Genomic DNA, 11,894 nt, shown 5'->3' on the forward strand with positions numbered 1-11,894 from the left:
TAATACCATCCCTTCTTTTTATGTATTTGAATTATATTTCAATTTACCGTAATTAACCTAACAAATAGTATTTATCAGCATATTCTAAAACAATATTTTCTATATTGCAAAATACTGGTGAGGCTTTATTAAAATCACCGGTCATTACCTTATTCATTAACTTACAACGAGTAGAGACACAATAATCATAATTAGTACATCCACTACACTCTTCATTCGCTGCTTTTGATAAGGTATAAATAAATTCTAGTTTTTCCATTTCGATACCAGTTACCACATCACCAATAGCATAATTCTCATCATTCACCACATAAGAACAAGGATACAGTAACCCATCATAATTAATATTAACTGCACAATTTTTTGGATCACATAACCCATTCTTGAATCTTACATTATTATCTCTGATTAACCCTAATACGAGATCTTCTTTCACACGTTTGGAAAACGGAAACTGAGCATAGATTTTTTCTAACTCTTTAGCTAAACATTGAATCGATTCATGATTCCAATGTGAATCAAAATAATCCGCTACCGGAACAATTACTTTAAATCCTAAGTTGTATAAGTAATTCACTGAATCATATAAATACTTTACCGTCTCTGATGTGAAAGTCATTCTTGCACGTACATCATTACTTTTTTCTAATAGTTTTTCAATATGATGGATTATAAGATTATGTACCCCTTGTCCATTAAATAAAATCCGATTATAATCATTCACTTCCTTATAACCATCAATACTAATTGAGAGTGAGTAAGAGAAATTATCACATAAGAAATCTATTATTTCATCATTTAACAAAGTCCCATTTGTTGTTACTCCAAAATACAGCTTTCTTTTTTCAAGCATTTGCCTTATAGAATTCGTAATATACTTAATAATCCCAAAATTAAGCAATGGCTCTCCACCATGAAAATTAATGATGATAGGCTCATCCATTTCTTTCTTTTTAACAGATGTATTTATAAAAGATATAATCTTTTGAGCTATGTTCTGATCCATAATTTTGTCATTCTTCTGTTGCTTTTCATAACAATATCTACAATTCATATTACACTTTGTTGTAACCCAAATATTAAAAAGCATTATATTTCTCCTAGTATTCACTTTCCCATATTGTTTCAATCAAATAATTTTTTATTCGATTACATCGATTCGTAAACTCTTCTGTCCCATCTAATTGATCAATTGACTCGATACAACTCCAGCAAAAAATATTTATTTCACAATCTTTACATTTTTCATAGTTATCTGGCTGAATATTTTCTACATTTAGGATTGCTTGTTTGTCAGAAAACTCCAAAACAGAATTAAAATCTCGCATATCTCGCATATTTGCTAATTTATATTTATCATTAATTAAAAGACCACATGGATATAAATTTCCGTCATAGTTAATTGTATAATTTGTTTTGCAAGCTCTACAATCGCACACCTTTAATGTATCATATAACTCACGTTTATCTTTATCATATTCTTCTTTTGTTTTTATTCCTGCATAACTTGATAGTTCTGATTGTGGTATAAATTCATCTTTTGATTCTTTTCCTCTACCTAGTTCTGCAAATACACGTGGCACAGGTGTTGTACCCAAATTTTTATTTAAATTATAAAAATCATCTAATAGTGGTTCATTAATTTTGCTTAAAACCATGGATACTGATATCTCAGTGAGTCCGTTTTGTTGTAATAGCTTTATTGCACTAACTACTTTATTAAAGACTCCCTTTCCTCTAATTCTAGAACAAGTTTCTTCATTCACCCCATCTAAACTTATATCAATTGAATCTAAATTTTGGGCTAATTCTGAAACATTATTTTCATTAATTAATGTAGCGTTAGTCATAAGTATAATTTTCCCTGAAAAATGTTTCCTCGTGTACTCTAGAATTGCAAAAAAATCATTTCTTATTAGTGGTTCTCCACCTGTAAAGATGATTGCTTTCGCATTTACTTTTATTATTTTATCTATAATGGATATAATTTCATTTGTATCAAGATATTCCTCCCTTAATCTTGAACTAGCATCTACAGAACAGTGAATACAATTTAGATTGCATCTATTCGTCAGCGCAAAATAAATATATTCGATTTCATGTTCTTGCTCTTCATTTCTTTCCTTAAAACATTTTGCCTCTTCTAATTTATCTATTAAAATTCTAAAATAATCACAATCTTCCTTATCTTCAAACACATCAAATAGTTCTCTACTATCTAACTTTAAATCTATAATTTTCTCTAAGATATCAAAACATTCTTTTGATATCTTTAGCCACTTTCCATTAAATCTATTTCCTATAATAACACGGTTTTTATACTTAAGAAATGATACATCCTTATTCCATTCTATGATATTACATTCCATAGTTCTTTCCATAATACACTCCTCCGTAAATGTACTTAAAAAAACTTGTTGTTCTTATTTAGAAGATTATATATTAACATCTAATACGTACTTTTTACTTTTTTTACATATTACCATATTTTTACTTATTCGTCAATAACTCAATCACATTAATCAAAACGGATAATTTTCTTCTCTACTTTAGACTAACCTCACTTTACATATAAAAACTCTGACTATATATCATTTTTCTTAATCCTGAATTAATATAATTGTAACCATTACAAATAGGCTATTTTTTAAAATGGAATCCGTCACTTCATTACATACAATTTTATTCTGGAACTTAATTTTTTAAACTTCGCACCGAAATCTACTTTCCAGTGATTGTGAGTTGTCAGATAAGGAAATTCAACTCATGGATGTATTGATTAATACTATACACTCTATGAGACTGGCTACAAATAGCGCAAAAGAGATGTTTGCGTTTATTACTCGTTAAATTACAAAATTTGAAATTTTAAAAAATTATTTTTCCTTGACTTTCTTCAACCTATACTTTAATTCACTATTGGGTATGCTAATCAATCTGGCAGACACTTGACCATCAGAAAGTCGTTTTATTTCAATTCCACCCTGATTTATACTTTGGTCATCTTTCTGAATTTGGTAAAGGATAACATCTGTTTCCTCCTGAAACTGAGAATAGTTTAAATCCCTGCTTCCTTTATTCCTACTGTCATTTAGACTTTTGGGTGTCCATGCTATTGTTATATTCTTGTTTTCTTTCTGCTCTACCATAAGATAGGCTGTTGCTTTCATTGTGCTATTTATATATGAAGATATTGACGGCCACCTATAAAGCTCACTAATTCCTATTACATCGTTTACATTTTTTAAGTAATGATTTTCACTTGCAAAAACGGCCAAATCAATACTATTCCCCTCCACTGTAAAAGAAAAGGAAGGCCCCCTGTCTTCAACCCACGTAGCCTCTGTAATCTCCACGTTTGTTCCGTTAATATAAAACCGGTCTTTCTCCTGTCTCATAACAAAAGAACCAATAAGTATAATGAGGCAGATTGAGACTGCTACAATAATTCTACAATAAATATAGTACTTATAAAGCTGGTAAAAATTCTGTTTTTCTAAAAGATTAGTACCCTTTGAAATGTTGTCTAATAGCTTTTCCTTCAACTCTATGTCTGGTTTTATCTCTTCAATTACTTTTTGTACTAAAATAATTTCTAACTTTTCTGACTCCTTGCAGCCAGACTGCAAAGCTATACTGCATCGTTTTAATATATATGCGACACACCTCTCACTACGTTTTAAGTACCTTCCTATGTCCTCCACGGTATAACGTTCCTGATAGTACATATATGCTATGGCAATATATTTCTTGGGCAACCCCAAGAGACGGGATAAAATGAATTGCTTAAAATCACTTTCCAGATTTCTTTCTATTAAATCGTCATCATTGTGGTTCGTTTCAGAATTGCTCTCATTATGATTCTTATCATCTGAAACTATATTATTATTGTTAGTATATGGAGTTTCTTTAACATAGTTTTTCAACCTAACATTCTTCTGTGAAAGTACATTCTTCATGCCTGCCAACAAATCCTCCGGTGTATTATAATCATTATAGACAGCATACGGAAACACCGAATATCTCCACGGTTTTAAAACTTCATCGCATAAACCAACTACTGTAGTTATAACCCAAACCTTAGCATGTTCTCCATTTAAAAATACTATTTTACTCTTTTGATATTTTGTAAAGACGCTTTGTACCATAATCTGTGCATCTAAATTATTATTCATATATAAGAAGCAAATCCGATATACTAGCTCAAAATACTGGTCATAAAACTCTATAAATTTCTCATCTGGAGCATTGATTCGTGTCCCCATATATTTTGCCCCCTATCTTTATCAAACGTACTATGGTGATTAGTATTTAATACGAATGAAATTATCATCTATTATAATAATATACCAAAGCCTCCACAAGTTGACACAAATCTAATTATTAACTTAAAATCCAGAAAGAAATAAATATTCCAACTAAATTTAGAAAGGTACCCTCCAATCAAGTAAAAAAAATAAAGGATAGTGAACCACTATCCTTTATTTTTTGGATTGTTCGATATTTTTTTACACTGCAAACTCTAAAACCCTAATAACCGATTTACTGTTGTATTACTATTCCGAATACTTTCTTTCATATTAAATAATTTATATTCATTTAACAGTTCCTCTTTCTGTTTATCTGAAACTGCCCTGCCTGCATCTAAATCAATGATTCTTCCATTTGCTTGCTGCAAGTTTATGCTGGCTAAGGAATTGTAATTTGTTTTATGTTCCAAGACATTTTGTGTACTGCCAATACTAGAACGACTTTCACTCACCTTACGTAAGGCATTGTCAATCGCTGTAATATCAAAATCACCTGTTACATCAAAATCTGCAATACCCAAGGTCTCTAATGTCGTATTCTCTAACTGTATTGTCATGCCGCTTCCACTGGGGTTTAATGCAAGATTTAAATCCGCCTTGCTTCCATCTAATAGTTTTATTGTATTAAATTCCGTCCCCTTTGCCGCATCTTGAATGGTTGATTTCAATGCATCAATTTCATCCTGAATTGCCTGCTTATCGTCCAGATTATAAATACCATTAGAAGCTTGAACACTTAACTCTCTCATTCTTTGCAGACTGTCCTGAATCTTACTTAATCCACCCTCTGCTGTAGAAAGTAAATCTTTTGATGTGCCTGCATTGTTGTTTCCCACATCATATCCATTACTACTAGAAATTAATTTTTGTGAAATAGCAATTCCTGCGGGGTTGTCAGCGGCTGAATTTACTTTGCGTAAAGTTGATAGTTGCTTATAAATCTCTGTAATCGAATTAACACCTGCTACTTGCATAGAAATCCTCCTTTCAAAACAATACTTTTGTTACTTCATTATAGCATTTTCTTCCATAATATTCAAGGAGAATCTATAATGTGTCCTTTTCTTACAATCATCACTTTTTACGGTATACAATACACCCACATTTGGTTGGATGATCGACTGCCAGCGTTTCTTTATCTTCCCGTAATAAAAGGATTACTATGGCAATATCTCCACCTGCTGCCAGTATCATAAGCTGGCTAAGCAAAAACATATAATTATTTTGAAGAATCATAGCTGCAACCATGGGAATAATACCGGTGATAATAAGGGGCATGATTGCGCCGATAACATATTGCCGTATATATAAAGTTTCTTTACAATGGCAATAAGGTGTTAAAAATTCTTTCATTATTCCAAACTTGATACTTTTCCACTTATTTTCACAATACATTTGCCAAGTTACTCCATGTACCAATTCATGAACTACTGTCAATAAAATTATGAAGAACAGTAATAAAAGTGTATAAAACATGCCTTCCCCTGAACCTAGTTGTAACAGGATATCATACAGACTAAACCGCCGTAAGTATAAAAAACTAAATAACATTATGAATGGAAAGGTGTAAAGGATTGCCAAAATATTGGCTTTTGCGACAGATATAATTCTTTCTTCCTTTACGTAATTACTACTTAAAACATGTTCACTAACTATCATATACCTACCTCTCACTTAGTATATTACTGTTGCTAATCAGCCCAAATAACCTACACCCTGTTCCGGTAACTATATTACTCTATACTGTCCGCAGCTCATAAAATAGGAGATACGGCTCTCCGATGCCGTTATGCTCTAAATCAGAATCCATACCAAAGCTCCATTCCAGTAACAGCGATTTTCCGTTTAATAAAAGGTTGCTCCATTTCTTTTTTATATTCACACAATAATCAATTAATTCTAATAGCTCCTCTTGCGTTAAGAACTTCTCATCACCATCAAAACGGATATCCCCTTCTTCAAATAAAACTGTCACATTCCTTTTATTATAGGTTACCAGATTCCACAAATCATCTTTAACGGCTTCTATTACTATTCGATTTCCTCTTATATCTAGTACACCGCTTTTCCTGGCAATAAAATAAGGATAACATAATACCAAATCTTCACGGTCAAGTTTTTCAATAAGTTCCTCAGCAAAGTTTGCCGCTTCATCTGCCGTAACGCCAACTTTTCTTGGTAAATGCAAATCACTTCCTTTTGTCACAGCACTTCGTACCGTCCAAAGTATTCCTTTGTCTAACTTCATACCTTTTTCATATGGAAACCAGCGTACTGTAGGCAAATCAGATTCCTTTAATGCATAAAATCCCTGTAATTTATTCATAATAGCTCCCGTTGCATGACGCATCTGCTTATATTTTTATATGCGGATTTCGAAGCCGTTCATACTCTTCTAAGGCAAATCGATCCGTCATACAGGATATGTAGTCAATGATGACTTGTTCCTTGCTAAGGGGTAATCCATCATATCCTGGCACTAAATTCAAATGCAGATATTTATCTAGAATATCTGGTGGAAGAAGTTTCTCGTTATCTCTGAAACGTTCAAATAGCTCTTTCACAACAGACTCTGCCTTTCTGTCCATGGTTTCAATTGTGTGAAGTCCATATACATTGTTATAAATTAATTTTCTTAGTCTATCAAAAGCCTTACTTTCAAAGTCATGAAAAGCTATGATAGTTTCCCCTCGGTCAGCAGCCGCTTTAATGTCCTCTTGTGTTTTAATACCGTTCCTTATAAGATTCTCAACACTTTTTACAGTGATGTTCATAATAAGGGAATGAATTAAATCATCAATAAAATAAGTGTCACTATATCTGGTAAAATCAATCTTATTCGTATTAACTTTCAGTATGTTGGCAATAATGTCCTTAACTTCTTTCATTCCTTCTCTAAAATCTCTATTGGTGTGCTCAGCATCTTCAATAAGTCCTGATTGAATACCATCCTGTAAGTCATGACAAAGATATGCTACCGTATCAACCAAACCAACGATTTGGCCTTCAAGAGATGAGCAGGGTTTATTGGGTTTAAGCTTATTATAGATTCCACTGCTATCCTTATTGTGTTTTAGAATTCCTTCTCTTACCTCATAGGTGAGATTCAACCCTTTATATTCTGTATTTCTGCTTTCCAATAAGTCAACTACCCTAACACTTTGCTCATTATGGTAAAACCTTGCGGGTTTCCCATTTATGAGAATATTTTCCTTCTGCATGACTGTATCCAGATACCTTTCAACGGCATGTCCAAAAGGTGTATGCCCCAAGTCATGACCATAGGCAATGGCCTCTGCCAAATCTTCATTTAGTGCTAAGGATTTACAGATTCCTCTTGCCAGCTGCGCCACCTCAAGTGTATGGGTCAACCTTGTTCTAAAATGATCCCCTTCATGATTTACGAATACCTGGGTTTTATACATAAGTCTTCGAAATGCTTTGGAATGGATAATTCTATCTCTGTCTCTTTGAAAAGACCCTCTATTCTCAATCTCCCGTTCAAGCTCTTCATACTCCCTGCTGCTCTCACAGGGGAATTTTACTGCAAAAGGAGCTAGTATGCTGCCGTAAGACTCTTCAATTTCTTGTTTGTTTCTCGGTAACTTAAACCCGTTTATACCTTATCCCCTCTTTTCTTATCTTAATAAATTAACTATAGCTTACCCTTTATAATTTCAGCGGTACGTTTTACCTCTTCCCAGGAATGGGCAGCAGAAACGAACATTGCCTCGTACTGAGAAGGTGCTACATAAATTCCCTGTTCCAATAACCGATTAAAATATACAGCATATTTTTTAGTATCAGAAGAATTCGCAGATTCAAAATCTGTTACTTGTTTTTCCGTAAAAAAGGCACTTAGCAAAGAACCTACCTGGTTTACATGTACTGCCTCACCTGAATGTGTTCCGTATTCTCTGAATGTATTAGCCAAATATTCCGCTTTTTCTTTCATTTCAGAATAGTACTGGGGATTTGCTTTTAAGATTTCTAGAGTCTTTAGTCCTGCTGCTGTTGCTACCGGATTACCGGATAAGGTTCCCGCTTGATATACGGGGCCTAATGGTGAAATCATCTCCATAATATCTTTTCTTCCGCCATAGGCACCAATTGGCATTCCACCGCCCACTATCTTGCCAAGTGTTGTCAGGTCAGGCTTTATACCATAATATGCCTGCGCTCCGCCAATACTTAGTCGAAACCCTGTAATTACTTCATCGAAAATTAAAAGTGCATCATTTTCTAATGTTATCTCTCTTAAAAAATGCAGGAAATTTTCTTGTGGTAAAACTACACCCATATTAGCTGCTACCGGTTCCACAACAATACCTGCAATCTTTCCCTTGTATTTTTCAAATAATTCCTCTACAGATTCCTTATGATTAAATTCTGCAATTAAGGTGTTTTCTGAATACGCCTTCGGAACTCCGGCACTGTCCGGCTGAGACTGCGTTAATGCAGCCGAACCAGCTTTTACTAGTAACCCGTCGGAGTGTCCATGATAACAGCCTCTAAATTTAATAATCATATCTTTTCCTGTATATCCTCTGGCTGCTCGAATAGCACTCATAACCGCTTCTGTACCAGAACTTACCAGTCTGAGCATTTCCATTGAAGGCATAATTTCAGCAATTAATTCTGCCAGCTGCACCTCTCGTTTGGTAGGTGCACCGTAAGTTAATCCATCTCTTGCAGCTTTTGTTACGACATCAATTACTTCTTCTCTGGCATGTCCTAATATAGCCGGTCCCCAGGAGCATACATAATCAACAAATTCATTATTATCTTCATCGTATATTTTACTTCCCTTTGCACGGCTTATGAATAAGGGCGTTCTTCCTACTGATCCAAATGCTCTTACCGGACTGTTCACCCCACCAGGCATAACCTTACACGCCTGTTCATACAATACTGCTGACTGATTATCCTTCATAGGAATCCCCCTTTATCCACTTTGCCGCATCCAGAGCATGATATGTTATTATAATTCCTGCTCCTGCTCTTTTCATGGCTGTCAAATTCTCCATTACTACCTTCTTTTCATCAATCCAGCCATTGGCTGCTGCCGCTTTTACCATGGAATATTCACCGCTGACATTATAAGCTGCAATAGGATAATCTGTTTTTAAGCTCACTGTTTTAATTACATCTAAATAGGCAAGTGCAGGTTTAACCATAACAATATCTGCTCCTTCTTCAATATCATCAAGTACCTCACGCACTGCTTCTTTCACATTACCATAATCCATCTGGTAAGTTTTCCTGTCACCAAAACTTGGGGCAGAATGAGCCGCATCACGAAATGGAGCATAATAAGCGGAGGCATATTTCGCACTATATGCCATAATTGGTGTATTGATATAATGATTTTCATCCAAAGCTTCCCGAATTGCCTTGATATGACCATCCATCATATCAGAAGGTGCAATAATATCAGCTCCTGCTTTTGCGCAGGATACCGCTGCTTTTGCCAGCAACGGAAGCGTTTCATCATTTAGAACCTCTCCATCTTCAATCATGCCACAATGTCCATGACTGGTATATTCACATAGACAAATATCTGCTGTCACTGTAAATTCCGGGTAACTGCTTTTTATATATCGGATTGCCTTCTGGGTTACTCCATCGGGATTGTAAGCTTCGCTGCCCACTTCATCTTTATGAATGGGAATACCAAACAATAAAATATTTTTTACTCCGCTTCTCTTTACCCGCTGCAATTCCTCTCCTAGTCTGTCCACGGAATACTGGTTGATTCCAGGCATAGAATCTATGGGATTCTTTATATTTTCACCTTCTATTATAAATATAGGATAAATGAAGTCCGATATAGCTAAACTTGTTTCCCTAACAAGTGAACGAATGGTTTCATTTACTCTCAGTCTTCTTCTTCGAATCATATTAACTCCTATCTAGTGCCATGTATTATCTGCTCTTGCATACTTTTTTAAAAAAATCTTGAAAAAATAGTATTTTCGTTTCAATACTATTTTACAATCGCAAAACCATCTCCAATTGCTATATCTCAATTCTTCTTTACGGTAGCACCTGTCTTTCTTCTCTGTCTTTTATTACACATTCAACCAATCCGGCAGCAGTGTACTTTTCTGCCGTTAAAAACTGAGATACCCCATACTCTTTCAGCTTCCTTCCTGTTATATCACCGATACACACCAGCGTAATCCGTTTAAGTTTTTCTTTATCCGCTTCCTTAAGGTTTTGAAAAAACACCTCAACTCCCGAGGCACTGGCAAAAGTCAGGTAATCATACTCTGACAGGTTCTCATATATATTCTCTAAAATATTTATATCCGGTGCTACATCATACAGGGTTAAATCAGTATATGCGATGCCTTTGTTATGAAGGATTTCTGTAAGCTCGGCAGAACCTTTTGCTGCTCTCGGCAAAAGAACTTTATCTCCTTGCCTTAGTAACGCTACCAGTCCTTTAGCCAAATCTCTGGTCGTATAACTATCCGGTGTATAATCAGTCTGAAATCCCTCTTTTAAAAGTGCCTCCCCGGTTCCTTTTCCAACTACGGCAAAGCGGATATGAGCAAAGATTCTGTAATCTACCTTCTGTTCTTTTACTGCTTTAAAAAACAACTCCACACCATTTGTACTGGTAAAGACCAGCCAGTTATAGGCCGCAAGCTGTCTAATCGCTTCTATTGCCTCTGAACTTCCACTGTAATCTTCTATTCTTAGGCAAGATAAATTGTCAATGAAAGCACCTTCATCCTTAAGACAGCCACTGAGCTTTTTTGTAAACTTATCTGTTCCAGTCACTCCGATACGTACACCAGATAAACCACCCACAGTGGTTCCCTTCATGTTAAGCTCTGCTACTCCGCCAACTATAATTACCGCAGGTGCTTTTATATCTTCCTGCTTCACAAGTTCTGCTATATTTTTTAATGTACCTCTTACTTCTCTTTGTTTGAAGGTAGTACCATTTGATACGACTGCTGCCGGTGTATCCGCCGATTTTCCACATTTTAACAACTCGCCTGTTATCTGCTCAATATGTCCCATTCCCATTAAAAATACTAAAGTCCCCTCAAGCTTTGCCAAAGTCTCAAAATTATCGGTAAGGATGCCTTCTTTTGTATGCCCGGTTATAACATGAAAGCTTCTGCTAATCCCCCTGTGTGTTACCGGAATACCAGCCATAGCCCCAGCAGCTACTGATGATGTTATACCAGGCACCACTTCAAAGGCTATACCTGCTTCCTGTAAGGCCAGTATTTCCTCTCCGCCTCTTCCAAAAACAAAAGGGTCTCCTCCCTTTAAGCGTACCACCCGCTTACCCTCTAAGCCTTTTTTTACAATAACCCGGTTGATATCCTCCTGTCTCCAGCTATGACTGCCCACTACTTTTCCAACATTGATTTTCTCGCAATCATATGGAACCAACTGCAATAGGTTATCTGAGGCAAGCCTATCATAAATTACTACTTCACAACATTTTAACAGACGCTCTCCTTTTAAAGTTAAAAGTTCTGCATCTCCCGGCCCTGCTCCGACCAGATAGACCATACCCTTCTGATTCATTTTTAGCTCCTAACTGCAACCTTTTGCTGC

General features: G+C 35.2%; 10 protein-coding genes. All 10 read right to left on the reverse strand.

The annotated features are described in order from the left end of the window. Nucleotides 1-52: 52 nt before the first annotated feature. The 10 genes from acsn021_RS14655 to cobA all read right to left on the reverse strand — a co-directional run bounded on the left by acsn021_RS14655 (nucleotide 53) and on the right by cobA (nucleotide 11,864). Nucleotides 53-1,090 carry a radical SAM/SPASM domain-containing protein gene (locus acsn021_RS14655; RefSeq protein WP_184094183.1) on the reverse strand — a complete coding sequence of 346 codons (1,038 nt, stop codon included), beginning with the start codon at nucleotides 1,088-1,090 and terminating at the stop codon, nucleotides 53-55. A gap of 10 nt (nucleotides 1,091-1,100) precedes the next feature. Beyond that, a complete protein-coding gene (locus tag acsn021_RS14660; protein ID WP_184094185.1) occupies nucleotides 1,101-2,381 on the reverse strand; it encodes a radical SAM/SPASM domain-containing protein in 1,281 nt (426 codons plus the stop codon). A gap of 495 nt (nucleotides 2,382-2,876) precedes the next feature. Beyond that, entirely contained in the window at nucleotides 2,877-4,265 is a 1,389-nt protein-coding gene (locus acsn021_RS14665) for an RNA polymerase sigma factor (RefSeq protein WP_184094187.1), read from the reverse strand. 257 nt (nucleotides 4,266-4,522) lie between these two features. Further along, on the reverse strand, nucleotides 4,523-5,284 hold the full coding sequence (locus acsn021_RS14670) for a flagellin (protein ID WP_184094189.1): 762 nt from the start codon (nucleotides 5,282-5,284) through the stop codon (nucleotides 4,523-4,525). Between the two features lie 100 nt (nucleotides 5,285-5,384). Beyond that, the gene (locus acsn021_RS14675) at nucleotides 5,385-5,969 is read right to left on the reverse strand and encodes a DUF3267 domain-containing protein (protein ID WP_184094191.1); all 585 of its coding nucleotides are present in this window, start codon (nucleotides 5,967-5,969) and stop codon (nucleotides 5,385-5,387) included. Nucleotides 5,970-6,048: 79 nt separating this feature from the next. Then, entirely contained in the window at nucleotides 6,049-6,636 is a 588-nt protein-coding gene (locus tag acsn021_RS14680; protein WP_184094193.1) for a hypothetical protein, read from the reverse strand. Nucleotides 6,637-6,664: 28 nt separating this feature from the next. Next, nucleotides 6,665-7,735 carry an HD domain-containing protein gene (locus acsn021_RS14685; RefSeq protein ID WP_243167934.1) on the reverse strand — a complete coding sequence of 357 codons (1,071 nt, stop codon included), beginning with the start codon at nucleotides 7,733-7,735 and terminating at the stop codon, nucleotides 6,665-6,667. 230 nt (nucleotides 7,736-7,965) lie between these two features. Then, the gene (gene hemL, locus acsn021_RS14690) at nucleotides 7,966-9,243 is read right to left on the reverse strand and encodes a glutamate-1-semialdehyde 2,1-aminomutase (RefSeq protein WP_184094195.1); all 1,278 of its coding nucleotides are present in this window, start codon (nucleotides 9,241-9,243) and stop codon (nucleotides 7,966-7,968) included. Continuing rightward, nucleotides 9,233-10,210, reverse strand: coding sequence for a porphobilinogen synthase (hemB, locus tag acsn021_RS14695; RefSeq protein ID WP_184094197.1), 978 nt, complete (start codon nucleotides 10,208-10,210; stop codon nucleotides 9,233-9,235). Before hemB ends, hemL begins: the two co-directional genes overlap by 11 nt. Before the next feature lie 136 nt (nucleotides 10,211-10,346). Next, complete coding sequence (cobA, locus tag acsn021_RS14700) at nucleotides 10,347-11,864, reverse strand: uroporphyrinogen-III C-methyltransferase (protein ID WP_184094199.1); 1,518 nt, start codon at nucleotides 11,862-11,864, stop codon at nucleotides 10,347-10,349. Between the last annotated feature and the right edge of the window lie 30 nt (nucleotides 11,865-11,894).

This window comes from Anaerocolumna cellulosilytica, from assembly GCF_014218335.1.
Taxonomy (GTDB): domain Bacteria; phylum Bacillota; class Clostridia; order Lachnospirales; family Lachnospiraceae; genus Anaerocolumna; species Anaerocolumna cellulosilytica.

Bases quoted from the DNA above. Each gene is read 5' to 3' on its own strand.
- acsn021_RS14655 (WP_184094183.1), bottom strand. From the start codon at position 1,090: ATGCTTTTTAATATTTGGGTTACAACAAAGTGTAATATGAATTGTAGA.
- acsn021_RS14660 (WP_184094185.1), bottom strand. From the start codon at position 2,381: ATGGAAAGAACTATGGAATGTAATATCATAGAATGGAATAAGGATGTA.
- acsn021_RS14665 (WP_184094187.1), bottom strand. From the start codon at position 4,265: ATGGGGACACGAATCAATGCTCCAGATGAGAAATTTATAGAGTTTTAT.
- acsn021_RS14670 (WP_184094189.1), bottom strand. From the start codon at position 5,284: ATGCAAGTAGCAGGTGTTAATTCGATTACAGAGATTTATAAGCAACTA.
- acsn021_RS14675 (WP_184094191.1), bottom strand. From the start codon at position 5,969: ATGATAGTTAGTGAACATGTTTTAAGTAGTAATTACGTAAAGGAAGAA.
- acsn021_RS14680 (WP_184094193.1), bottom strand. From the start codon at position 6,636: ATGAATAAATTACAGGGATTTTATGCATTAAAGGAATCTGATTTGCCT.
- acsn021_RS14685 (WP_243167934.1), bottom strand. From the start codon at position 7,735: ATGTATAAAACCCAGGTATTCGTAAATCATGAAGGGGATCATTTTAGA.
- hemL (WP_184094195.1), bottom strand. From the start codon at position 9,243: ATGAAGGATAATCAGTCAGCAGTATTGTATGAACAGGCGTGTAAGGTT.
- hemB (WP_184094197.1), bottom strand. From the start codon at position 10,210: ATGATTCGAAGAAGAAGACTGAGAGTAAATGAAACCATTCGTTCACTT.
- cobA (WP_184094199.1), bottom strand. From the start codon at position 11,864: ATGAATCAGAAGGGTATGGTCTATCTGGTCGGAGCAGGGCCGGGAGAT.